Origin of the sequence: Pandoraea cepalis, assembly GCF_902459625.1 — a bacterium.
Classification (GTDB): Bacteria; Pseudomonadota; Gammaproteobacteria; order Burkholderiales; family Burkholderiaceae; genus Pandoraea; species Pandoraea cepalis.
In genome coordinates, this window is record NZ_CABPRY010000002.1 from 365,659 (window position 1) to 389,752 (window position 24,094).

The 24,094-nt window shown below is 64.1% G+C and carries 19 protein-coding genes, 1 tRNA gene and 1 pseudogene; 10 read left to right on the plus strand and 11 right to left on the minus strand.

The window, feature by feature from the left end; translation table 11 throughout:
- Positions 1-751 precede the first annotated feature (751 nt).
- Together PCE31107_RS06565 and PCE31107_RS06570 are read left to right on the plus strand one after the other, a co-directional pair.
- Positions 752-1,732 carry a hypothetical protein gene (locus PCE31107_RS06565; RefSeq protein ID WP_150607292.1) on the plus strand — a complete coding sequence of 327 codons (981 nt, stop codon included), beginning with the start codon at positions 752-754 and terminating at the stop codon, positions 1,730-1,732.
- A 102-nt stretch (positions 1,733-1,834) separates the two neighbouring features.
- Complete coding sequence (locus PCE31107_RS06570; RefSeq protein ID WP_150607294.1) at positions 1,835-2,728, plus strand: DMT family transporter; 894 nt, start codon at positions 1,835-1,837, stop codon at positions 2,726-2,728.
- 48 nt (positions 2,729-2,776) lie between these two features.
- On the opposite strand, the gene PCE31107_RS06575 is transcribed toward PCE31107_RS06570, so the two are convergent.
- The 4 genes from PCE31107_RS06575 to PCE31107_RS06590 all read right to left on the minus strand — a co-directional run bounded on the left by PCE31107_RS06575 (position 2,777) and on the right by PCE31107_RS06590 (position 6,661).
- A complete protein-coding gene (locus PCE31107_RS06575) occupies positions 2,777-3,604 on the minus strand; it encodes a DUF4088 family protein (protein ID WP_150607296.1) in 828 nt (275 codons plus the stop codon).
- Positions 3,605-4,038: 434 nt separating this feature from the next.
- Complete coding sequence (gene egtD / locus PCE31107_RS06580) at positions 4,039-5,022, minus strand: L-histidine N(alpha)-methyltransferase (protein ID WP_150607298.1); 984 nt, start codon at positions 5,020-5,022, stop codon at positions 4,039-4,041.
- Positions 5,022-6,230, minus strand: coding sequence for an ergothioneine biosynthesis protein EgtB (egtB, locus tag PCE31107_RS06585; RefSeq protein WP_150607632.1), 1,209 nt, complete (start codon positions 6,228-6,230; stop codon positions 5,022-5,024). Before egtB ends, egtD begins: the two co-directional genes overlap by 1 nt.
- Positions 6,231-6,457: 227 nt before the next feature.
- Positions 6,458-6,661 carry a hypothetical protein gene (locus tag PCE31107_RS06590; RefSeq protein WP_150607300.1) on the minus strand — a complete coding sequence of 68 codons (204 nt, stop codon included), beginning with the start codon at positions 6,659-6,661 and terminating at the stop codon, positions 6,458-6,460.
- A gap of 93 nt (positions 6,662-6,754) precedes the next feature.
- Between PCE31107_RS06590 and PCE31107_RS06595 the strand changes: the two genes are divergently transcribed.
- Positions 6,755-6,839 (plus strand) — tRNA-Leu (locus PCE31107_RS06595).
- 360 nt (positions 6,840-7,199) lie between these two features.
- On the opposite strand, the gene PCE31107_RS06600 is transcribed toward PCE31107_RS06595, so the two are convergent.
- A complete protein-coding gene (locus PCE31107_RS06600; RefSeq protein WP_150607302.1) occupies positions 7,200-7,811 on the minus strand; it encodes a DUF2239 family protein in 612 nt (203 codons plus the stop codon).
- Between the two features lie 470 nt (positions 7,812-8,281).
- On the opposite strand from PCE31107_RS06600, the gene PCE31107_RS06605 reads away from it, so the two are divergent.
- Complete coding sequence (locus tag PCE31107_RS06605) at positions 8,282-9,151, plus strand: crotonase/enoyl-CoA hydratase family protein (protein ID WP_150607304.1); 870 nt, start codon at positions 8,282-8,284, stop codon at positions 9,149-9,151.
- 40 nt (positions 9,152-9,191) lie between these two features.
- Here PCE31107_RS06605 and pdeR read toward each other — a convergent pair whose 3' ends face one another.
- Entirely contained in the window at positions 9,192-11,195 is a 2,004-nt protein-coding gene (gene pdeR, locus PCE31107_RS06610) for a cyclic di-GMP phosphodiesterase (protein ID WP_150607306.1), read from the minus strand.
- 525 nt (positions 11,196-11,720) lie between these two features.
- On the opposite strand from pdeR, the gene katG reads away from it, so the two are divergent.
- Complete coding sequence (gene katG / locus PCE31107_RS06615; protein WP_130026918.1) at positions 11,721-13,895, plus strand: catalase/peroxidase HPI; 2,175 nt, start codon at positions 11,721-11,723, stop codon at positions 13,893-13,895.
- A 48-nt stretch (positions 13,896-13,943) separates the two neighbouring features.
- Here the strand turns inward: katG and PCE31107_RS06620 are convergent, their stop codons facing one another.
- Both PCE31107_RS06620 and PCE31107_RS06625 read right to left on the minus strand, forming a co-directional pair.
- Positions 13,944-15,128, minus strand: coding sequence for a chromate transporter (locus PCE31107_RS06620; RefSeq protein WP_130026917.1), 1,185 nt, complete (start codon positions 15,126-15,128; stop codon positions 13,944-13,946).
- Positions 15,125-16,105, minus strand: coding sequence for a chromate resistance protein ChrB domain-containing protein (locus tag PCE31107_RS06625; protein ID WP_150607308.1), 981 nt, complete (start codon positions 16,103-16,105; stop codon positions 15,125-15,127). The genes PCE31107_RS06620 and PCE31107_RS06625 overlap by 4 nt, the downstream gene beginning before the upstream one ends.
- Positions 16,106-16,234: 129 nt before the next feature.
- On the opposite strand from PCE31107_RS06625, the gene PCE31107_RS06630 reads away from it, so the two are divergent.
- Both PCE31107_RS06630 and PCE31107_RS06635 read left to right on the plus strand, forming a co-directional pair.
- Positions 16,235-17,296, plus strand: coding sequence for a DMT family transporter (locus PCE31107_RS06630; protein WP_130026916.1), 1,062 nt, complete (start codon positions 16,235-16,237; stop codon positions 17,294-17,296).
- A gap of 123 nt (positions 17,297-17,419) precedes the next feature.
- On the plus strand, positions 17,420-18,193 hold the full coding sequence (locus tag PCE31107_RS06635) for a hypothetical protein (protein ID WP_150607634.1): 774 nt from the start codon (positions 17,420-17,422) through the stop codon (positions 18,191-18,193).
- 35 nt (positions 18,194-18,228) lie between these two features.
- Here the strand turns inward: PCE31107_RS06635 and PCE31107_RS06640 are convergent, their stop codons facing one another.
- The 3 genes and pseudogenes from PCE31107_RS06640 to PCE31107_RS06650 form a co-directional block, all read right to left on the minus strand.
- Positions 18,229-18,621 carry a hypothetical protein gene (locus PCE31107_RS06640; protein ID WP_150607310.1) on the minus strand — a complete coding sequence of 131 codons (393 nt, stop codon included), beginning with the start codon at positions 18,619-18,621 and terminating at the stop codon, positions 18,229-18,231.
- A 129-nt stretch (positions 18,622-18,750) separates the two neighbouring features.
- Positions 18,751-18,837: pseudogene (locus PCE31107_RS06645) on the minus strand (LysR family transcriptional regulator); the annotation flags it as partial.
- 58 nt (positions 18,838-18,895) lie between these two features.
- On the minus strand, positions 18,896-19,933 hold the full coding sequence (locus PCE31107_RS06650) for a LacI family DNA-binding transcriptional regulator (RefSeq protein ID WP_150607312.1): 1,038 nt from the start codon (positions 19,931-19,933) through the stop codon (positions 18,896-18,898).
- A gap of 168 nt (positions 19,934-20,101) precedes the next feature.
- Between PCE31107_RS06650 and PCE31107_RS06655 the strand changes: the two genes are divergently transcribed.
- From PCE31107_RS06655 to gudD, 3 genes are read left to right on the plus strand one after another with little or no spacing between them, the layout of a single operon-like run.
- Complete coding sequence (locus PCE31107_RS06655) at positions 20,102-21,523, plus strand: MFS transporter (protein ID WP_281352556.1); 1,422 nt, start codon at positions 20,102-20,104, stop codon at positions 21,521-21,523.
- Between the two features lie 39 nt (positions 21,524-21,562).
- Positions 21,563-22,645, plus strand: a complete 1,083-nt coding sequence (locus PCE31107_RS06660; protein ID WP_150607314.1) for an SMP-30/gluconolactonase/LRE family protein — start codon at positions 21,563-21,565, stop codon at positions 22,643-22,645.
- Positions 22,646-22,691: 46 nt separating this feature from the next.
- Complete coding sequence (gudD, locus tag PCE31107_RS06665; RefSeq protein ID WP_130026907.1) at positions 22,692-24,041, plus strand: glucarate dehydratase; 1,350 nt, start codon at positions 22,692-22,694, stop codon at positions 24,039-24,041.
- The last annotated feature ends 53 nt before the right edge of the window (positions 24,042-24,094 follow it).

Sequence of the window (24,094 nt, forward strand, 5' to 3'; positions counted from 1 at the left end):
ACAATCATGGTACTTCAAGTGGGCGCACTCTCGTGCGCTGCGCTGTGCCGCCCGCGTCGCTACGAGGAAGGCGTGCCGGCGGAACGTCGCATTCCGACATCAATCCCCTAGGTTCTTGGGAAAAGTCTTGAATTTGCGTGATTGAGCGACGTTGTCCGCATTTGCCGTTCACGATGGCGACCGACGTCGAATCGTCGTCATCCCTCGGGGCGCGCACGGTCGTTCACGCCGCACCCGCGGGGAGGCCGGAGGGCGATGGAACTACGTGGTTTGCGCACTTCTAGAGCCTCCGTTCTTTTTCGTATCCCTAAGGGATTCCTATGGTAGATGTTTGGCCCGCAGGCGCCTGCGTTCATGCCCGGCATGGCATGCGCGGCTTGCGCGGCAGTCTTGCACGAGGCGCGGGCGTCCGCGCCATCCGATTTTCGAAAGGAGCCGACATGCCGTCCAATGCGCCGCCGTCACCGTTTCCTTTTCTTCCCGTCGTCCTGGAGTCGCCCGTCGGGGCGCAAGGTCGCGCGATGTCTCCGCCCGACGGGACCGCCTGCATGCCTGAGCCGGCGTCACGTCGGCTGGCGCGCGGCGCGCCGGACACGCCACGTGGCAAAGGGCGAACCCCGTCCCGCCGTCGTTTGGGCGCCGTGCAGAACGTGCCGGGGCTGTCGCTGGGCGATGGGGGGGCGACGCTCCGCGTGGAGGTCGTCAGGCGCATCGATCCCGCGGGGGTGGCGCTGCTGGGGGCGATCGTCCGATGAGTGCCCCGATCGCGTCACCGGTCGCCACTCCTCTGCCGGCCGCGCCGGTCGCGTTGGCGGCGTACGACACGGCGGTATGGGTCATCGCGTCGCCGCATGCGCGGTGGACGGTCGAGGCGCAGGCCGTCGTCGTGTCGTCGCACGAGGTGTCGTGCACGTTGCACGGCGCGCTCGCCGAAACCGCGATGTGGCTGGATCGTATGCGGCACGGTGTGCTGCTCGCCGAGGCGCCGTTGCCGGGCACCTGGCTCGCGATGCTGATCGACGAAGCGCTGGTGCAGGTGTTGCCCGCCACGCAGGGCAATTTCGTGCCGGCGTTCGGGCGCATTTGCGACGATTGGGTGCGCGGCATTTTCGCCGCGCCATTCTGGGCCCGCTTCCTGGCAGGCGAATCGAGCGACGTCCAGGTGCTGGCGTTTCTCGCGCAGCACTACCATCGCGCGGCGGGGGCGGATGTGCACAATCGCATGGCGGTCGAGCGCTGCACCGACGCGGCGCTGCGACCGATGCTGTTGCGCCAGTATCGCGAGCAGCGCGGACAGGCGACGATGCTTGCCGCCGGCCTCCTTCGCTGTGGCCCGGCGGCCCGCACCTTCCTCGACAGCGGTGCGTTCGATGCGACGCATGCGCTCATCGACTTCATCATTGGCGCGGCGGGCGACATGTCCGCCTACGTGGGGTGTTGCGCGCTCAGTCAGGCGCCGGCAGCGGTGCGTGCGGCCAGCGAGATCGAGGCGCAGTTCGACGCGCTCGCGCAGCGGTATCCGTCGGCCGCCGAAGGGTTCGCGGCCGTCGGAGCGCACGCGCGGCAAGACGCGAGTGTCTGCGGCGGGACCTCGTTGCTCGCGCAATGGGTGGAGGAGGCGGGCGAGCCCGATGCGGCGTCGCGCTTGCGCATGCTGCGCGGGGCGCACGGTGTGGCGGCGGCCTATCGGGTCATGTTCGACACGTTGCATCATCTGGACGACGATATCTGAGGTCGGCGCGCGGGCCATGCCCCCGAATGGGGCATGCGACTCGTATAATGGCGTCCGAACGGCGCGGGGCGGTGGTGCCTGCGAGCCGTCTGCCCCCTGACCATGACAACCCAACTCGCCTACCTTGCCGCGCTCGGTGCCGCCCTTTGTTGGGCCTTCAGCGGCATGATCGCCATTACGCCCGTGCGCCGGGCCGGTTCCTTCCCGTTCAATTACGCCCGCATGCTGCTCGTCTTCGCGATGCTGCTCATCGCGGTGGCGGTGCAGCGTGGCTGGCCGTCGCTAACGCTGGAACAGTGGCTGCGACTCACGGCGTCGGGGCTGATCGGCATTCTCGTGGGCGACACGATTCTCTACACGTCGCTCGGCCGTCTCGGGCCCCGCCGCAACTCCATCATCTTCGCGACGAACGCCCCGATGACCGCCGTGCTCGGCTATGTTTGGCTCGGCGAGGCACTGGGCTGGCGTGCGGTGATCGGGGTGGCGCTGGTCACGACGGGCGTGGCACTCGCCGTCGCGTTCGGTGGCCGTCGCGAGGATGCCCATCACTGGGAGTCCGTGCGTGGCGATGTGCGCGTGGGCGTCGCCATCGGCCTGGTGGCGGCGCTGTGTCACTCCGTGGGAACGCTCATCGCCAAACCGGTCATGGCCGCCGGCGTCGATCCGGTGAGCGCGTCGGCGGTGCGTGTGGGGGTGTCGGCGCTAGGGCTGACGATGCTCGCCGCGCGCCGCGGGCGTGACCTCTTCTCGGCCTTCACGCCGGGCACGCTCGCGCTCACGGCGGCGTCGGGCTTCGTCGGCGTGGCCGTCGGCATGACGCTGCTGCTCTACGGCATGGGGCACGGCAACACCGGCGTCATTGCGACGCTCTCGGCGACCACGCCGGTCGTGGTGTTGCCGCTGATGTGGATTCGCACCCGGCAGCGTCCGGCGGCAGGCGCCTGGTGGGGTGCGCTGATCGCGAGCGCGGGCGTCGCGTTGATCTTCAACCGGTGAGCGGAGACGGGCGCCAATGCGGCGAGCGGCTCAGGTGCCGCCTCGCGGTCAGCGCGTGAGGGGCGGTTGCAGGGGGTCGGAATGCTGACGCGATGCGTCGGTCGTCATGCCGGACGGCGGTGCTTGCGGCGCAACGGCCGGGCGAGGCAGGTCTGGCGTCAGCAAACGCCGCAGCCAGGCCGCAAGCCGCTCGAAGATGCCTGGATCGTCGTTGAACAACTCGGGGCGCAGGACTCGCAGGTAGTCGAGAATCTGTTCGGCCTCCTGAGCACCAACCGATCCGTAGATCACCGCCAGATCGAGGAGTGCACGCAGTTCGCCGAGTCGCTCGCGCGCTTGCAGTGAACGGGCGGTCTCCACGCTGCGCTTGGCATCGAACACGCGCTCGCGCAGCACGGAGGCGGCGCGCCAAGCGGGCGTCTGCAAGGCGGCTTCCAGTGCGCGCAGGTCTTGCGCCGAACTGACAATCTGGCCCGCGAGCGATTCCACGATGCGTTCCTCGCCCTTCGCTTCGCGCACGATACCCTCGGCCCAGCGGCTCGCTTGACGCGACATGTCCTCGCGCGTCCATTCGGGGCGAGAGACGAAATAAAAGCCGTGTTGACGCGCCTGGTTCAGGATGATCGAGACGACGTCCGGGAACTGCTTGTCGAACGTGCGCTTGGCCCACGCGTAATGCCCCCCGGCGAGCAATTGTGCGACGGCGGCTTCGGTGAGCGGAACGGTGCTGTCGAGCAGGCGGGCGCGCAGGAAGTCGTCGAAGGGCGGTGGCGTGAAGTGACGGTCGACGGCGGCGGAGATGCGCACGAACGCGTCGAAGTCTTTCTTCAGATCCGCCAGCGCGATGTCGGAGAGGGTTAGCGAAATGCGGCTCATCGTGACCGACCCCAAGGCGCCGTCGCGACGACGCAAAGCCGACGCGCGAGCGGGTGCGCGTTAGCCAGTCGAGTGTCTGTGCCAGTGCCGCGAGCCGCAGGTGCTACTGCCGAAGCTCGTGCCACGTGCATCCCCATTGCGCGTGAAGTCATGTGCAGCGATACGTGTCAACGGTGCGCCGCGGTCATGGCCGCGCGCTGTGAAGATGGCCCTTGAGGGGACACACAGGCGGACGTCCCGGCGTGTCGGATCCCATGGCGTTCATGGCGGCAATGCTAGCCTAATCCTGGCTGGCGATCCCCGCGTCTCCACCGTCTCCCCAGGAAATTCACATTTCGCATGGCGGACAGCAGGCGTCTGCATGCATCAACGGCATGGTGACGTCAAAACTTTAGCGATAAGGGTTGGATTTTTTGCGCGGCGTCGTGCGCGGCTCAGCTTCCCACTGCGGGGCGCAGCAGATAGACGGCGAAGCGCGCGCGGGCATCGAGCCAGACGCGCTCGACATCCCACCCCGCGGAGCTTGCCAGGGCACGGAACTCCGTCTGACCGTATTTGTACGAGTTCTCGGTGTGAATGGACTCGCCTGTCATGAAGTCGAAGCGATGGCCCAGCACGCTCGCGCGGAAAGGGCGCTGGGCAACGAGATGCATTTCGATCCGGCTGGCGGCGGCGTTGAAGCGGGCTTCGTGACGGAAGGCGTCGAGCGGCAGGTCGCCGTCGAGTTCGCGGTTGATGCGCGTGAGCAAGTTCAGATCGAACTGCGCGGTGACGCCGCGCGCGTCGTCGTAGGCGGGCAGCAGCACGGCGGGGTCCTTGCAGGCATCCACGCCGACGACCATCCGGCGGCGCGGCCCGAGCATCTTGCCGACGTGGGCAAGAAAGGCGGCGGCCTGTCCGGGCGCGAAATTGCCGATCGTCGAGCCGGGAAAGAAGCCCAGGCGCGGCCCTTGCGTGGTCGGCAACTGCGGCGGCAGGCGAAACGGCCGGGTGAAGTCGGCGCGCACCGGCAGCATGGGGATGCCCGGGCAGCGGCGGGCCAGCGTGGCGACGGCGTCGTCGAGGAAGTCGTCGGCAATGTCGACGGGCACATAGGCGCGCGGCGTGACCAGCGCGTCGAGCAGCAGCGGCGTCTTGCGACTCGAGCCGCTACCGAATTCGACGACGACGGCGTCCGGGCCGATGACGTCGGCAATCGCGGCGGCGCATTCGCCGAGCAGCGCCGTTTCGGTGCGTGTCTGGTAATACTCGTCGAGGCCGGTGATCGCTTCGAATAGTTCGCTGCCGAGCCGGTCGTAAAGCCAGATGCTGGGCAGCGACTTGGGCGTGTGGCCGAGACCGGCGAGCACGTCCGCCGCGAACGCATTCTCCGGCAACGACGGACAAACGAACGGCGTGGCTTGGGGGGCTTGCGACATCAACGATCCTCCGCGAGCCTCAGGCCGCAGAACTGCCAGCGCTGATGCGGGTAAAAGAAGTTGCGATAGGTGGCGCGGGCATGTCCCGGCGGCGTGGCGAGCGATCCCCCGCGCAGCACGAATTGTCCGCACATGAATTTGCCGTTGTATTCGCCGACGGCCCCGGCCGCCGGCCGGAATCCCGGATAGGCGACGTAAGGGCTGGCCGTCCATTGCCATACCGGGCCGAAGCGTTGCGCCATGGCGGGTTGCGACGCGGGCGACACGGTGGCCGCGACCTCCCACTCGTATTCGGTCGGCAGACGCTTGCCGGCCCATCGCGCGAAGGCGTCGGCTTCGAAATAGCTCACGTGCCGCACGGGCGCGTCGTCGTCGATCGGTTGCATGCCGGCGAGCGTCATCGACTGCCATTCGCCGTTGTGCAGCTCCCAGTACAGCGGATGTCCCCACCCCTCACGTTGCACCGTCGCCCAGCCGTCGGACAGCCAGAGTCCCGCCGTGCGATAGCCGCCGTCGTCGATGAACGCGCGCCACTCCCCGTTCGTCACCACGCGCGAGGCGATCGCGAAAGGGCGTAGCAGGATGTCGTGGGCCGGCGTTTCGCAGTCGAACGCAAAGGGTCCGCTCGATTCGCCTTCGTGCCCGACGCGATGCTGCCCGCCGCTGTGGGCGATCCATTGCAGGGGTCCGGCGATATCGCCGGCGCAGGCCGGCTGGCGATGCGCGGGACGCAACGGATTTTGCGCGAACAGATGCAGCAAGTCGGTGTGCATCAACTCCTGATGCTGTTCCTCGTGATGCAGGCCGAGGGTAACGAGTGCATGAATGTCGGGCGGGAGATCGGCATGCAGCAGGCGCTCGTGCATGGCGGCGTCGACATGGCGGCGATAGCGCAGCACGTCATCGAGCGTGGGGCGGGAGAGCAAGCCTCGTTGCGGGCGCGGATGGCGCGGACCGGCGGCCTCGTAATATGAATTGAAGAGATAGGCGAAGCGCGGATCGTAGGAGTGGTAGCGGTTGCCCGACAGGGCGCCGGACTCGCTCAGCAAGAAGGTTTCGAAGAACCATGTGGTGTGGGCGAGATGCCACTTGATGGGGCTGGCGTCGGGCATCGACTGCACGGTGGCGTCGGCGTCGGACAGGCCTTGGGCAAAGGCGACCGAGGCGGCGCGCACGGCGTCATAACGCGCGTGCAGCGATGCCGGCATGGTCGCTACGAGACCCGTAGTGCCGTCGCGTTCGGTGCGCGGGCGGGGGAGACTGGCGGAGGTGCCGGAAGGCGACTCGGCTTGCGACGTACAACAGGGGAGGGCCATGGGGGGACGCGCCGTGTTGTGAAACGTGCTGCCTATTGTAGACCGGTTGCGAGCCCGCCGTACCCGACAAGCCTAACGTGCCTGACGTGAGTCATGGGGGCAAGGCCATGTTTGCAACGTCACGATTGCCCGTTGCCGGTGGCGCTGCGGAGTTCGTGCTCGATACGCACGACCTCCTGGGCAACGAGCGCGATGGCGTTGCGAATTTCCATGAGCGCGGTGTACAGCGCTTGTGCGTTCTGGGGGGATTGCAGGGCGAGGTCGTGAGCGGCGGCTTCGATGGCGTCGAGCGACAGGGCGATACGGTCGAGATTCTCCAGCATGGGGCGATCTCCGTTAGCGCGCAGCGAGTGCGTGCGTGACCCTATGATACCCAACTGACGTATCTCGGTGGGAATGTTAGAATGCGTGCCCTTGCCGGGGTGATGAAATTGGTAAACATAGCGGACTTAAAATCCGCCGCCTTCGGGCTTACCGGTTCAAGTCCGGTCCCCGGCACCAGTCATGCATCCGTTTCGCTGAAAGCGCGAGCCGAGTTGTACGTTTCCGCACTCGTCCTCGGTCGGTCACTCGCGGGCGTCCGTTGATTCGCGTGGGCAAACGCACGGTGGCGTCCGGCTCGGACGCGGCATCATGTGCATGGAGCGCGGCCGCGCCGCATGTCGAGACGCGCAGCACCGTAACCCTCCATCGTCTGTCGTCGTGGCCTACCGTGGCGGCACGACACCCAGCTCATCGTTCCCGGCCCATCATTCCCGTCACCCGCAACGTGACGAGGTCGCGGCCGCGCGTAAGCGGTGCAATGGCGCCGGTATTCAGCGGCGTGAAATTCATCCGTGCCATCTGTGCAACCAACGTCGCTCACGATGCGTCGCCAAAGCCCAGCGCGAATGCATGATCGCGCACATCAGCCGGCCAGCCGGCGACCCGTTCCCCAAAACGCGCACGATCGTCTGCGAACAACGCTCGCGCCGCTTCCTCGAAGCCGGGCAGATCGCCAGCCAGCGCCGACATGAAGTGGTAGGCGCGCTCTTGTGAGGCGCGGCGATCGTCACGTTGGGCGTTGGCGCGACGTGCGTCTTCAACCAGCTTTCGCAGCGCGACCGATGCACCGCCTGGCTGCGTCGCGAGCCAATCCCAGTGGCGAGGCAACAGCGTGACCTCACGCGCGACGACGCCGAGCTTCGGACGCCCTCGGCCACGTGCTTCGCTCTGCGGTGCTGCGCCGTCGGTGTCGTCGCCGGGTGGCGCGTCGGATACCGCCTGCGTGAAGCGCGCGGTGACTTCGTCGTCAGTGCCGCGCGTGTCGATGTCGATCGAGCGCCCAGTCGCGTTGTCGAAGATCAGCACCGGCGTCCGAGGCGCCTTTTCCACGGCACGCTTTACCGAAAGTGCGACGGCAGCAAGCGAGCCGGAGGCAATGCGTCGTTGACCCACGAAGGCGATGTGGGAGGGAAGCGTCGAAGGTGTCATGGTATCCCGCCGGAGAGTGAGGATTGCAATTTATACCCGGATAAAATTATTGTCAATATTATCCGGGTATAAATATGGTGCTGACCGCCAATCGAAGGCAGCGGTACGCGCAGGCGATGCCGACCATGAGACGCCTGTCGGCGGCTATCCGAGCGGCAGGTCACAGGCGCGCAAAGCATTGGCCTGAGCGGCAGGTTGGGGGCGTTGACCTGATCCGGTCGCGTGGGGCGGGCGTCACGCGTGGGGGCGCTCAAGCCGACCGTCCGGGGAGTGTCCCGGTTTCGACCGCTGCCGGTCGAGCCTGCGCAACGCGGGCTGACTTTTTTAGGTATCGAAAATTTAAAGAATCCGCATTTCTGATAGTTGTGCGCGCGCAAGAATAGCGGTGCCGTGCGGCCACTTCGGCAACGTTTCCGAATGGCTTGTCGCGACGGCATTCAACCGCAAACCACAGCTACACAGGAAAAAACATGCAACTCCAAAACCACCCGTCATGCAGGCCTTTCTACGAAGCCGGGGACATGTCGCAAATGGCCGCATTTTATGAGGAAGGCCGAAACATCATGTGGATGATGCTCCGTGCCGCCCCTCGCCCGTGCTTCAATCAGGGGCTTCTCACCGAGATCATGCACCTTGCCCGTACGGCGCGGGAATCCGGGCTGCGCATCGATTTTTGGGTCACGGGATCGCTGGTGCCCGAGCTTTTCAACGTTGGCGGCGACCTTAGCTTCTTTGTCGATGCGATCCGCTCCGGCAAGCGTGACATGCTGATGGCGTATGCGCGGTCATGCATCGATTGCATCTGGGAGATGTACAACGGCTACGGCACTGGCGCCCTCTCGATCGCGATGGTCGAGGGCAGCGCGCTCGGCGGCGGACTCGAGGCAGCGCTCGCGCATCACTTCGTCCTTGCGCAGAAAGGCGTGAAGCTCGGCTTTCCGGAGATCGCGTTCAATCTGTTCCCCGGCATGGGCGGATATTCGCTCGTCGCCCGCCGAGCCGGCATGCGCGTGGCGGAGGAACTGATCAGCACCGGAGAGTCGCACGTGGCCGAGTGGTTCACGGAAAAGGGGCTTGTCGACCAGCTATTCGAGCCCGGCGACGCGTTCCTCGCGACACGCACGTTTATCGACGTGATCCGGCCGAAGCTGAATGGGATTCGCGCGCTGATCCGCGCGCGCCAACGCGTGCTGCCCTTGGATCGCTCGGAGCTGATGGACATTACCGAAGACTGGGTGCGCTCGACGTTTACGATCGAGACGAAGGATCTCGCCTATATGGAGCGTCTGGTGATGATGCAGAACCGCCGCGTTTCCAAGCTCCGCACGGTGGTATCGTGAGGCACGGCGGCGGTAAGGTGAGGTAACGAATCGGGAAAGCTCAGGCGATAAGCCTGAGCTTTCTTTTATCGTTGATCCACGCCTCGAGATCGTGTGCGGGCATCGGTTTCGCGTAGAGATAGCCTTGCGCGCGGTCGATCCCGGCTTGCCGCAGGAATGCCGCTTGAGCGTCGGTCTCGACCCCTTCCGCCACCACCGAGAACCCCAACGCCTTGGCCAACGTGAATACTGACGACACGAGCGCCTGGGCATTCGTGTCGCTGTCGACGCTGGTCACGAAACTGCGGTCGAGCTTGATCACATCGAACGGCAGCCGCGCGAGCTGCGCAAGTGACGAATAGCCGGTGCCGAAATCGTCGAGGTAAATCCGTGCGCCGAGCTTTCGGAACTGCTCCATCAGGCTGCGCACGCGGCCCTCGTCCTCGATGAAGCAGCTTTCTGTCAATTCGATGTCGAGCAGGCCTGGTTTCAAACCGACGCTGTCGCAAATCTCGCCGAAGTGATTGGCGACATTCAGGTCGGCCAATTGACGCGCGGACACATTGATCGATATGCGCATGTTCAGGCCCTTCGCTTGCCACTGAACGGCCTGTTTCGCTGCCGCTTCCATGACCCAGCGTCCGAGCGATCCGATCAGGCCGAACTCCTCGGCATGGCGAATGAATTCAACGGGCCCGACCAGCCCGCGCTCCGGCGATTGCCAGCGGATCAAGGCCTCGACACTTTGGATATCCCCCGTCGCGATGTCGACGAGCGGCTGATAGTGCAATACGAACTGCTTTTCCTCGAGCGCCTTGCGAAGATTGGTATCGAGCCACATCGCCTTCGCGACCTTCTGGTTCATCTCCTGCGTGAACACCCGATACGTCCGCTTTCCAGCTTCCTTCGCAACGTACATTGCCGTATCTGCGTTGCGGATCAGCGTTTCCATGGTGTCGCCATGCTGCGGATGCAGCGTGATGCCGATCGAGCAACTGGTGTAGACCTCCATCACGTCCAGGCGAACCGACGTCTCGAACCGGTCGATGATCGTCTTCGCAGTGTCTTCGAGCATGTCGAGCGTTGCGTGCTCGAACAGCACCAGGAATTCATCGCCACCGAGACGCGCGAGCGTCGCACATTCGGGCAGGCAGTTCCTGACGATCGCGGACACTTGGGTCAATAGACGGTCGCCGGTCACATGTCCATAGTGATCGTTCACATGCTTGAAGTTGTCGAGATCGAGAAACAGGATGCCGACCTGCCGCGGCGTCTCGTCCGGTCCGCCGGCGAGGGCGGCGCGGATCATCTCGGTGACGGCATGCCGGTTCGGCAGCCCGGTCAGCACGTCGGTATTCGCAAGCTCGGTCAGGCGCTGCTGCGCGTTGCGCTCCTCGGTGATGTCGACGCCCGAGCAGATCAGAAACCGCTCGTCGAGCCCGCTGCCGCTCTGCACGAACTTATTGCGAAACTGATACAGGCGCGGGCCGTTGACCGTATTGATGTAGCGCTCGACAGCGAATGGCTTGTCGTTTTCGAAGAAGCCCGTGATGTTCGTGCTCGACTTCCGGCCTTGCTCTTCGGTCATGAACAGTTCGAAGGCGCTCCTGCCGATGACGTCTTCCTCGCGTTTGCCCAGCACCTCTTCTGCGAGGCGATTGAAGCGCTGGAGGATGCCCTGACGGTTGAGGACCACGACGAGCGAATTGACTTCGGAGACGACCTGTTCGGCAAAGGCGAGACCGTGCGCGAGGTCGCGTGCGACAGAGCGAGTGTCCGAGTATGCGGACGCGGTGCCGGCCCAAGTGGTCGCATCGACCTTCTTGCCAACCATGTGCAGGCGCAACGGATGGCCGAACAGGGCGATCTCAAGTTCGAAGGACGAAGTGACGCCAGTGAGGCTGCGAATCGTGGCAGCCTGCGCGGCATCGAGTGCGATGCCGATGTTCGTCAAGCCGCGAACCGCGCAGAGCTCGAGTGCGTTGCTGTCAAAGCCCAGGCGCCAGTATGGGCTCTGCGTGCCTAGGTGGACTTCGAGGACTTCACTGTCGTTTTCGTCATGCATGGACGAGACCCGCCTTTAAACTGCATAAGTGAGACGGCGCTCCATGACAGATGCCCATCGACGCGCCTCGCCATACGTTGCGCCCTTCGCGGCAAAGCGCGATGCGCATCTGTTCTCGCCGGCTGGCGTCCCGGCTTGCGCCGACCGGGCGGTCGCATGGGGTGCATTGAACGATTACGTGTCGGTCATCTTATCAAAAGATGACTATGGGTTTCAATGTTCATACGGAACAAGTGACGTTCGCGTGCGGTCGGTGCGCTTCCCCGCTCATCGTCGGCAATGAACGGACATTATCGAACCCGAACGCCGATCGGGTGGAAGTCGTATTTCAAACGCACGTCAGCGAGTACTGCTTTGCTTCACCCGTTGTGATGTCTTACGTCACGGTCCCACGTGTTGCATGACGCCTTCGCGCAGCGCCCGGAACCGCTGCCGCGCCGACCTTCGCCGAATCTGGTACTTTTGGGTATCTGCGCCCGGATGCAGATCCGATCGTCTGATTTCATGCAACGTATGGAGCGAGAAATGGAAAGCAAAAGCGCGAGTGCTTCTGGCAAGTGCCCGGTGATGCATGGCAGCGCCACGTCGGCGGGGATGTCCAACATGGATTGGTGGCCCAAGGCGCTGAACCTCGACATCCTGCATCAGCACGACAGCAAGACCAACCCGATGGGGGCATCGTTCCACTATCGGGACGCCGTCAAGACGCTCGACGTCGATGCGCTCAAAAAGGATCTCAAGGCCCTGATGACCGACAGTCAGGACTGGTGGCCGGCGGACTGGGGGCACTACGGCGGCCTGATGATCCGCATGGCCTGGCACTCGGCGGGCACCTATCGCATCGCCGACGGGCGAGGCGGCGGCGGCACGGGCAACCAGCGATTCGCGCCGCTAAATTCCTGGCCGGACAATGCCAATCTCGACAAAGCCCGCCGTCTGCTGTGGCCGATCAAGAAGAAGTACGGCAACAAGCTGAGTTGGGCGGACCTGATCATTCTCGCCGGCACGCTGGCTTACGAATCGATGGGGTTGAAGACCTTCGGCTTCGGCTTCGGACGTGAAGATATCTGGCACCCGGAAAAGGATATCTATTGGGGATCCGAAAAGGCGTGGCTCGCGCCCACCGACAACCCGAACAGCCGCTACTCCGGCGAACGTGATCTGGAAAACCCGCTGGCGGCAGTCATGATGGGGTTGATCTATGTGAACCCGGAGGGCGTCGATGGCAAGCCCGATCCGCTGAAGACCGCCCGTGACGTGCGCGAGACCTTCGCGCGCATGGCGATGAACGACGAGGAAACGGTCGCCCTGACCGCAGGGGGCCACACTGTTGGCAAGACGCATGGCAATGGCAACGCCGCCAATCTCGGCCCGGCGCCGGAGGGTGCGGATGTCGACGCGCAGGGGCTGGGCTGGATCAACGCGGTCAGCCGTGGTGTGGGGCGCGACACGGTCACCAGTGGCATCGAAGGGGCCTGGACCACGCACCCGACGACGTGGGACGGTGGCTATTTCGATATGCTGCTCGGCCATGAGTGGGCGTTGCAGAAGTCGCCGGCCGGTGCCTGGCAGTGGGAGCCGGTCGACATCAAGGAAGACGCCATGCCCGTGGATGTCGAAGATCCGTCGATCCGCCACAAGCCAATCATGACCGACGCCGACATGGCCATGAAGATGGATCCGGCATACCGGAAAATCTCGGAACGGTTCCACCAGGATCAGGCGTATTTCTCGGAAGTCTTCGCCCGCGCGTGGTTCAAGCTGACGCACCGCGACATGGGCCCGAAGTCCCGCTACCTCGGCCCGGATGTACCGAAGGAGGACTTGATCTGGCAAGACCCGGTTCCCGCGGGCCGCAAGGACTACGACGTGGCTGCGGTGAAGGCAAAAATCGTCGCCAGCGGCCTCGGCATCGCCGATATGGTGGCGACGGCGTGGGACAGCGCGCGCACCTTCCGAGGTTCCGACAAGCGCGGCGGTGCCAACGGCGCACGCATCCGTCTGGCACCGCAGAAGGATTGGGAAGGCAACGAGCCGGTGCGTCTGGCCAACGTGCTGGCCGTGCTGGAGAAGATCGCGGCCGAGACGGGCGCGAGCGTGGCCGATGTGATCGTGCTGGCCGGTAACGTCGGTGTGGAGCAGGCGGCCAAGGCGGCAGGGGCTCATGTCACCGTGCCTTTTGCACCGGGGCGTGGCGATGCCACGCAAGCGCAAACCGATGTGGCGTCGTTCGACGTCCTGGAGCCTGTGGCGGATGGTTTCCGCAATTGGCTGAAGCAGGCATATGTGGTGAGCCCGGAGGAACTGCTGCTCGATCGAGCCCAGTTGATGCGGCTGACGGCGTGCGAAATGACGGCCTTGATGGGCGGCATGCGCGTACTGGGCACCAACCACGCGGGCACCCGGCATGGCGTGCTTACGAACCGCGTTGGCGTATTGACGAATGATTTCTTCGTCAATCTGACCGACATGGCGAACATCTGGAAGCCCGCGGACAACAATTTGTACGAAATCCGCGATCGCAAGTCCGGCGACGTGAAATGGACGGCCACGCGTGTCGATCTGGTCTTCGGCTCGAACTCGGTGCTGCGGGCCTATGCGGAGGTCTACGCACAGGACGACAACAACGAGAAGTTTGTGCAGGACTTCGTCGCCGCCTGGACGAAGGTCATGAACGCCGATCGGTTCGACTTGGCGTAATTTCCGATGGGGAATCCCCCGCAGCGCGGGCACGGCTGCGGGGGGCGTTCAGACACCGTGCGAGCGGATGAGCGGATAAATCAGCACGCCAATGATCGCAGCCGCCACGACAACCACCGGCTCCTGCAGACGTTTGAAGCGCCATAACAAGGCGATGGTCACGACCGCTATCAGCAGCGTGGGCCAGTCGACGATCGAGCGGCGCGCGATGACAATGACCGACCCCGTGATCGCGCCCACGGCCGCCGCGGTGATGCCGTCGACGAAGGCCCGGATCGCGGGCAGCTTGCCATATTTCTTGAAGTACGGCGCCGGCAGAATGGTAAAGAGGTAGCAGGGGAGAAATGTGCCGAGCGCGGCAACGCACGCCCCCGTCAATCCGGCCACGAGATACCCGATAAAGCCGACGGTAATGACAACGGGGCCCGGCGTGATCATCGCCACCGCGACCGCGTCGACGAACTGCTTGTCGTTGAGCCAGTGGTGCTCGGTGACCACCCCGCCATATAGAAACGGCACGATAGCGAGCCCCGAGCCGAACACGAAGGCGCCGGCCTTTGTGAAGAACAGACCGAGTTGGCCAAGCAGTGGCCAATCGAGACCGCTGATTACGCCGCTTGCCGGCGGCAACTGCGCCAACGCGACTGCGTTGATGCCGCCTTTGCCCAGCCATTTGGGCGGTGCCTTAACCAGCCAGTTGATGACACCTCCCGCAATGAAAAGCCACGCGATCTCCGATTCGGTGACCACCGTGACGGCCGCCAGCGTCAGGTAGATCGCGAGTAGGAGCCGGTGTCTGCCCACCGTCTTTGTGGTGAGCTTGTACGCGCTCATGGCAATGATGCCGACGACGGCCGCACCGACGCCGTAGAAGACCGCCTGCATCCAGGGCAGACCGCCAAAGTGCGCGTAAGCCCATCCGAGCAGAACCACCATCGCAAACGACGGCAGGACGAAGGCGATGCCAGCGAGCGTCGCGCCGACCACACGATAGTGGACGTAGCCAAGATAGATGCCGAGCTGCGCGGCGAGCGGGCCGGGCATCATCTGCGCCAGTGCCAAGCCCTCGCGGTAGTCCGCGTCGGTAATCCAGCCGCGCCCATCGACAAGATCGCGATGCATGTACCCGACCAGTGCCACGGGACCGCCGAAACCGAAGGTGCCAAGCCGCAGCATGTAAAGCACCATCTGACCCAGCGTATAGCCTGGTGCGGAGGCGGTTGTCGTGCTCATGAGCGTCTCCTGCTTTCCTTGTGCTTCGTGCTGGCGGCAAAGTGCGCATAGAGCGCGTCGAGAACCGGCATCATCGCGTCGAGCAACTGATCATCGTCGGGCGCGCCCTCGCGCGTGCCGGCCAACACGGCTTCGAAGCCGCTGGCCTCCGGCACGGACTCGCCGCCGACATCCAGGGCGTGAACCAGTTGCCCAAGGCGCAGCAGCGCCGCGTCGTGATCGAGACCGAACGTCGCGAGCAAAACCTCGAAAGTCACCCGCTCGTCGACGTGCGTGAAGGCGGCTCCATCGAAATCGAAGCCGAGCGCGTCTGCGGGACACGCCTTGGGCGACTCGAGCCACACAAACCGAGCCTCGAGATCGATAAACCGACCAATCAGCCATGCGCTCGCTACCCGGTCTACCCACAGGCGACGACGTGTCGCCCAGATTCGCCGCTGATAGTCCTCGCGCTTGAGGGGGGCGATGGGCTGGTGGGCCGCATGCGGCTCGCCCGGCGACAGGACCGTCTCGATATGAGAGACGAAGTCCCCCCACGCGGCTGCCGCGCGGGCGGCCGCCTCGGTGGGAAAGTAATCGATTGCGGCAACGCTCTCATAGTCCTTTTGCAGCCGCCGCTGCAACCGGGCCAACTCGGCAGGCGACTGCGCAGACATCGCCTTGCGCGCCTCGGCGAGCGATTGGACGACGTTGTCGTAGTCGTCGGAGCGGTCGAACAGCCCGCGAAAGTACGCCTCCTGCGCCGCGTCGAGGCTTGGGGTGCGCAGCAGATGCGCGGTGCCGCCGCTGTCGCCGATGGATTCGGCAAGCTCGCGCAGCATGCCTTCACGCTCGGCGTTGTAGGGCAGCAGATAAACGCCGTCTCGCAGAACGGCACAGCCCCGGGCTTTCAATGCGCGCCAGTACCGCATGCGCGCGGTGGCATTTTCCGTCGGCAGTGACAGCACTAGCAGCGACCAGGTGGAAATTTGTGTCATGTAGATGACATTACGTTAACGTAGCATATTCTACAAGTTTACTTTTCGTGTGATTGGCCAGGTTTTGTCCGCCGAGCCGGCTGGGGGCCAGTACACTTCCCCCAATAGATGATGCGAGGTTTGACGACCGTGAAATCCCGATACAGCGCGGTATTCACCGCTTTGGCTGCCGCGGCGCTTTTTGGCGCCGCGACACCACTCGCCAAAGCGATGCTCGGCGCCGTCAGTCCATTCATGCTGGCCGGGCTGTTTTATCTGGGGAGCGGCCTGGGGCTGGGCGTCGGGATCGCGTGGCGGGCGTGGAGCGGGCGTGGGCGTCATGCCCGCAGGGACCATCACATCCAGCGGGGCGAGCTGCCGTGGCTGATCGGCGCGATTGCGATGGGGGGTGTCGCGGGCCCCGCGTTGCTGATGCTCGGGCTGTCGAGCACCCCGGCGGCAACGAGTTCGCTGCTGTTGAACCTCGAGGGCGTGCTGACGGCCGTCATTGCCTGGGTGGTTTTCCGGGAAAACGTGGACCTCCAGGTTTTGCTCGGCATGGTGGCGATCGTCGCGGGCGGCGTGCTTCTCTCATGGCACCCTGGCGGGGTGGGTTTGCCGGTGGGCGCGCTGTTGATCGTCGGTGCGTGTACGTGCTGGGCTATCGACAACAACCTCACGCGCAAGGTCTCGGCAAACGACGCGATGGTGATCGCATGTCTGAAAGGAGTGGCGGCCGGTCCGGTGAATCTTGGCATTGCGTTCGCGGCGGGTGCTTCGCTGCCGTCGCCAGGGACAGTGGCCGCGGCCATGGCGACAGGGCTTGCCGGTTACGGAATCAGTCTCGTGCTGTTCGTGGTCGCGCTGCGCAATCTCGGGACCGCGCGTACCGGGGCTTACTTTTCGGTGGCGCCGCTGTTCGGCGTCATACTTTCTCTGATCATCTGGCCCGCATGGCCTGATCTGACTTTTTCGTTGGCTGCCGGACTCATGGCGGTCGGTATCTGGCTGCATGTGCGTGAGCGGCACGAACATGCGCATACGCACGAGCGGCTCGAGCATACGCATCGTCACCGCCATGACGAACATCATCAGCACGAACACGACTTTCCTTATGCCGGCGATGCGCCGCACACGCACGCGCACGCACATCTACCCATCACGCATTCGCATGCGCATTTTCCCGACATCCATCACCGGCATCGACACTAGCCGGCGGGGTCAGTCCGAAGTCGGGGCAACATGCAGCGACACCTCGGGATCGCGCCATGCATGTTGTGGAAGCGGCCGTCCGGTGCGCGGCGCATTCCGGTCCTTTTCTTCATTACCTTGACGATGCGCCGAAACGCTCCGCAACCTCACACCCCAAACCACCTCACTTCGTACTTTTGGAGTGGTGATGCCATCCGCAGCCGGGGTGTGAGCGACGTTGTGCTGTCGGGCACTGTCGACGTACCTGAGCTGCCAACGCGCCTGCTCGCCGATTGGACGCGGGAGTTATCGTTGCGCATGACGCTGGGCGCCGGGGATGTCGATGTGATGCCGCTGGCGCGCGCGCGTGCGCGCTGGCCGAACTACTCGCACTTTGTGCAGGCCGCGTCCGATTGGACGAACACGCTTGGCTTGCCCGGGTCGCTCGCGTCGAAGGACGTCGCGCTTATGGCCTGCCGTGGTGCGAGGTATCACCACGACGGAGAACAGTACGGCGGTGCGGCCTTCTGCAATTTGTTCCTGAGCGAAGACAAGGGGCAGGACGTTCATTTCCCCAGATTGGACCTTCGCATTCCTTTGACCCGTGGGACGGTGCTGATATTCGACACCTGCCAGCCGCACGGGGTGATTCAACGCGGCCGCCACGCCTTCGATGCCGACGACTTCCCCGCAGATCAAGATGGCACGCAGGTATTCCTGACCTGGGAATTTCCGATCGAGGATCCCGATGTCGCACGCGCCCTGCGCGTCGCCTTCGACGTCGACCCATCGGGCCCGACGACGGTCAATGACGAGCAAGTGCGGCGCCATGGCGACAGGGTCGAGGTCTGCCCGGAATCAGGTCAGTGGCGCCGCGCGGACGCATCGGGTCACGCGTTGACCGACGGCATTCGATGATGCCAACGGGGTCGGCTGCTGCGCGCCAGCGCTGCCTATAGCGGGACGTCTTCGATCAAGGCCAGACGCAGTGCGCGAATCCGTCGATCGACGAAATAACCACCGCCTTCCGTGTAGCGCAGATACAGCCGAGCGCACGACGTGCATTCCCACACGCTGCAGCGGTTGTATGGGAAGTAGCGCGGGGCGATCGGCGCATCGTCCGCCCAGTACGTCGACTTGCCCGGCAGGTATTCGGCAACGGTCGGTTCCGGAGCATCTTCCGCGAGCAAGGTGCCGATCTCCCGCAATAGCGTTTCGTCGAGGGAAACCGGCTGGGATTGCCAGCCGTCGAGCGGCGTTTTCGTGCACGCACACGGACCGGGAGTCTTGGCTTGCGCGCGTCGTGCAAGATCGATCAGGGTGGCGGTGTCCAGAGGGGCGGGCATGGTGGGTATTGTCGTGTCGATGAGGCGGCGAACGCGCCATCATGCGCGCGTTCGCCTGGGTTCGGCAAGCTGTCAGCCGTTCATCATTCGGTCACGCTGGTCAGCGACCCACGAGCGGTCGAAGCAACCTTGCGCGATATGCAAGCGCTCCGCCGCGCGGCTGAAGTTCAGCTCCTCGGCAAGAACGACGAAACACTGCAAGGACCTGAAATTCATGTCGACTTTCCTAACGTCCGGTGAGTCGGGCGCATCAGGCGATTGGATAACGCGCTGCTCACGTGCTCTCTCGATCGATGATCGTGAACCCTGTATCGACACGCAGCGTTTCTTTGAAGGGCGGGGTCCCGTCCAGTCGCTGCAGCAGGGCCTCGGCGGCAAGGCGTCCGATCATCGCCCCGTCGATGCGGACCGTCGACAAGGACGGATGGACGTGGGCGGCGGTGCTCAGATCGCCGAAACCCATCACCGCCACCTGCTGCGGAACGCCGATGCCGCGACTTGCCGCCTCGGCGAGAATGCCCTGCGCAAGCATGTCAGTGCTGCACACAATCACGTCCGGCAATCCTTTGTCGAGCAAGCGTACAAAGCCTTCACGCCCTGCTTGCAGTGTTGCCGGCGCGGGCAGGACTTCCAACGGCACGTCGTCCATTCCGTGCGCCTTCAATGCCTCCACGATGCTGATACTACGGCGCATTCCGCGCGGATCGTCGGCTGACATCAGGGCGAACCGCCGGTACGATTTCTTCAGCAGGTGACTGACCACCGCGCGGCCAACGGCTTCGTGCGAGAAACCGACCAGCATGTCGATGGGGTCGTCGGCCAGGTCCCACACTTCCACGATCGGCACGTTCGTCTTGAGCAATCGCTCGCGTGTGACGCGGGAGTGGTCTGTGCCGGTCAGGACGATCGCATCCGGTCGACGGCCGAGCAAGGTGTGCACGAGTTGCTCTTCACGCTCGCGACGGTAGTCCGTTAGCCCCAGCAGCGTTTCATAGCCCGACGCCGCCAGCGTCGACATCATCGTCTGCACCAGTTCCGTGAAGATCGATGTCGCAATTGTCGGCAATAGCAACGCCACGAGGTGGCTCCGGTTCGTGGCAAGCGCGCCCGCCAGCAGGTTTGGCACGTAGCCGGTCACGCGAACGGCGTCGAGCACCCGTTGCCGCGTTGTTTCGCGCACGAGTTCGGGTCGCTTCAGCGTGCGTGACACCGTCATCGCCGTAACGCCGGCCAGGCGTGCAACGTCTTCCAACGTCACGTTGTCGTTCGTCTGAGGCGGCCGACTGGCGGTCGGCCTGTAGTGCTCTTCCATCGCGGCTCCCTGTGTTCATCCATTCTATCGATAAGAGAACGCGATTAGAGGACTCAATGACATACGACGTCGTATGTATAAATCCCGGGAAAACCCGAATTTCCGGACTGTTTGCGCTAACATATGCTTCCAACACATAGGACATCACACAACATTTCGGAGACGATGATGGAAAATGGCGTAACGCGGGCGGCCCTGGCTCGGGATGAGGCGCTTGGCGCGGCGGCTGTGACGGCCGGCGGCGTCGATGGCCGTTATGCGGGGCAAAGCAAGGCGCGCTACCTGGTCGTTTTCATGCTTTTCCTGATCACGACGGTCAACTACGCCGATCGGGGAACGCTCTCCATTACGGGCACGGCCATACAGCACCAACTTGGCATTTCGCCGGTCGCGATGGGCTACCTGTTCTCGTCGTTCGCATGGGCCTATGTCGCCGCGCAGATTCCCGGTGGCTGGCTGCTCGATCGCTTCGGTACCAAGCGGGTCTATGCCTGCAGTATCTTCTTCTGGTCGCTGGTGACGGCGCTGCAGGGATTGGTCGCGGGTTTGCCGATCGCGATGGCGGTCATCACGCTGTTCGCGCTGCGCTTTCTCGTCGGGGCGGCCGAGGCGCCAGCATTCCCGGGCAATTCGCGCATGACCGCCACGTGGTTCCCGACGGCCGAGCGGGGCACGGCGTCGGCCATCTTCAATTCGTCGCAGTATTTCGCCGCCGTGCTGTTCACGCCGCTCATGGGCTGGATCACGCATGCGTACGGTTGGCAGTACGTGTTCTATGTGATGGGCGCGCTGGGCATTGTGCTCACTGGCGTCTGGCTGAAGACCATCTATGCGCCGCGCCAACACCCGCTCGCGAACGACGCGGAAGTCCGCTTCATTGCCGATCACGGCGCGATGATCGACCTCGAAGACAAACAAGTCGTCGCGCAGCGTCGCGTCGCGACGGCGGGTTCGAACGACGGGATGCAGGGGCGCAAGATTTTCAGGCAACTGCTAAAGAGCCGCATGATGCTTGGCGTGTTCATCGCGCAATACTGCATCACGACGCTCACCTATTTCTTCCTGACGTGGTTCCCGATCTACCTCGTGCAGGAGCGCCATATGTCGATCCTGAAGGCGGGCTTCGTGTCGTCGATCCCGGCGATCGCCGGCTTCCTCGGCGGCTTGCTCGGCGGCGTGGTGTCGGACCGGATGATGAAGCATGGTTTCTCGACGTCGACCGCGCGCAAGGTGCCCATTGTCGTCGGGCTGCTGCTGTCGACTTGCATGATCGCCTGCAACTACGTGGACAACCAATGGGTCGTGGTCGGCATCATGGCGGCGGCGTTCTTCGGCAAGGGCATCGGCGCGCTGGGCTGGGCCGTTGTGTCGGATACGGCGCCGAAGCAAGCAAGTGGACTGTGCGCGGGCCTCTTCAATACGTTCGGTAACACGGCAGGTATCACGACACCGATCGTGATCGGATATCTCGTGCAAGACACGGGGTCGTTCGCGGCGGCACTGGTCTTCGTGAGCGCCAATGCGCTGATTGCAATCGTGTGCTATCTGTTCGTCGTGGGCAAGATCGAGCGCTTCGAGCTGGCGGCGTAACACGTATCTGGCTACCGGTCCCATCGCAAGGAGATTCGATTGAATACCGCCCGCGGATTGCACGAGCAAGGTTCGTTCATCGAGGCCGCATCGTCGAGCGCCATGGCGACGGCCGACGCCTTCGCCGGTGCGCAGCCGCTCGGCGGGTCGCCCGATGCACATCGGGTGGCATTCGAGCCGAGCACGCGCTACCCGGACGTCGCCATCGAAATTCTCGATCCGAGCTTCGCGAAATACCGGCTCTACAGCAGCGCGGTCGAGCAGTTGGGGACCGGGATGCGCTGGGCCGAAGGGCCCGTGTACTTCCCCGCAGCACGCTACCTCGTCTTGAGCGACATCCCCAACAATCGCATGATGCGCTATGACGAAGTGACCGGGCATTGGGGTGTCTTTCGCCAGCCGTCGAATCAGAGCAACGGGAACACCCGCGACCGGCAAGGGCGACTCGTCACGTGCGAGCATCTTACGCGGCGCGTCACGCGAACGGAGCACAGCGGCAAGATCACGGTGCTCGCGCACGGCTATCAGGGCAAGCGCCTGAACTCGCCAAACGATGTCGTCTGCCAGTCGAACGGCGCCATCTGGTTTACCGATCCGCCCTTCGGCATTGCCGGGCACTGGGAAGGCGAGAAGGCGACGCCCGAACTGCCGCCATCGGTCTATCGTCTTTCGCCGGGCGGAGAGTTGCAGGCGATGATCACCGACCTCGCCGGGCCGAACGGCCTGGCGTTCTCACCAGACGAGTCGAAGCTCTATGTGATCGATAGCCGGGCGACGCCGAGCCGTGTCATGTGGCAATACGACGTCGGCGCAAACGGCGTCACGTTGTCGAACAAGACAAAGCTGTTCGATGCCGACGGTGCCGGCGCCCTCGACGGCTTCGCGGTCGATACGGACGGCAACCTGTGGTGCGGCTGGGGCTCTGACGGACGCGCCGGTGTCAGTTCCGCCGACCTCGACGGGGTGAAGGTTTTCAACCCGAACGGCCAGCCGATCGGTTTTATCCGATTGCCGGAACGCTGCGCGAACTTGACGTTCGGCGGCCCGAAGAACAACCGGCTGTATATGGCAAGTTCGCATTCGCTTTATTCGCTTTACGTGGAAGCCGAGGGCGCCGTCTGATCGTCACGACGCTCGCCTGCTTCCCTCAACTACTGGTACTTCGTTTATGTCCACGACTCTCACTCGCGTCAACGCCACGCCTACCGTCACCGAACTGCGCGTCATTCCCGTCGCCGGGCGCGACAGCATGCTGATGAATCTTTCGGGCGCGCACGGCCCGTTCTTCACGCGCAATATCGTGATCCTGACGGACAGCGCGGGGCACACGGGGGTCGGCGAAGTGCCGGGCGGCGAGACCATCCGCAAGACGATCGACGATGCGCGTGCCTACGTCGTCGGTCAATCGATCGGCAACCTGCAGGCGATTCTGAACCGCGTGCGTACCGCGTTCGCCGATCGCGACGCGGGCGGTCGCGGTCTGCAGACTTTCGACCTGCGCACCACGATCCACGCCGTCACCGCGCTCGAAGCGGCGCTGCTCGACCTGCTCGGCCAGCATCTTGGCGTGCCGGTCGCCGCCTTGCTCGGCGAAGGCCAGCAACGCGACGAGGTGGAGATGCTCGGCTACCTGTTCTACGTCGGCGATCGTAACAAGACCGATCTACCGTATGCCTCGGGTGCGCAAGGGCGCGACGATTGGGAGCGTCTGCGCACGGAAGTCGCACTGACGCCGGAAGCGGTGGTGCGTCTGGCGCAGGCCGCGAAGGCGCGTTATGGCTTCAACGATTTCAAGCTCAAGGGCGGCGTGCTCTCAGGCGACGCGGAAATGGAAGCGGCCACCGCGCTCGCGGAGTGCTTCCCGGAAGCGCGCGTGACGCTCGATCCAAACGGCGCCTGGTCGCTCGCCGAAGCGATCCGTCTGTGTCGTGACAAGCACGACGTTCTCGCCTATGCAGAAGACCCATGCGGTGCGGAAAATGGTTATTCCGGCCGCGAAGTGATGGCCGAGTTCCGTCGAGCGACCGGCCTGCCGACCGCGACCAACATGATCGCGACCGACTGGCGTCAGATGGGCCATGCGATTCAACTGCAATCTGTCGACATTCCGCTGGCCGACCCGCATTTCTGGACGATGCAGGGCTCGGTGCGTGTTGCGCAGATGTGCAACGACTGGGGCCTCACGTGGGGCTCGCACTCGAACAATCACTTCGACGTGTCGCTGGCCATGTTCACGCACGTTGCCGCCGCCGCGCCCGGCAAGATCACCGCGATAGATACGCACTGGATCTGGCAGGACGGCCAGCGCCTCACGCGCGATCCGTTGCAGATCGTCGGTGGCAAAGTGAAGGTGCCGGAAGTGCCGGGCCTCGGTGTCGAACTCGACATGGATGAAGTCGAGAAGGCGCACGCGCTGTATCAGCAGCATGGCCTCGGTGCGCGCGACGACGGGGTCGCGATGCAGTACCTGATTCCGAACTGGACGTTCGACAACAAGCGTCCGTGCCTCGTGCGCTGAGGCACTTCGCTCGAGCATCGGTGGAAAACATCAGAGGCTGGTAAAATGCGCGT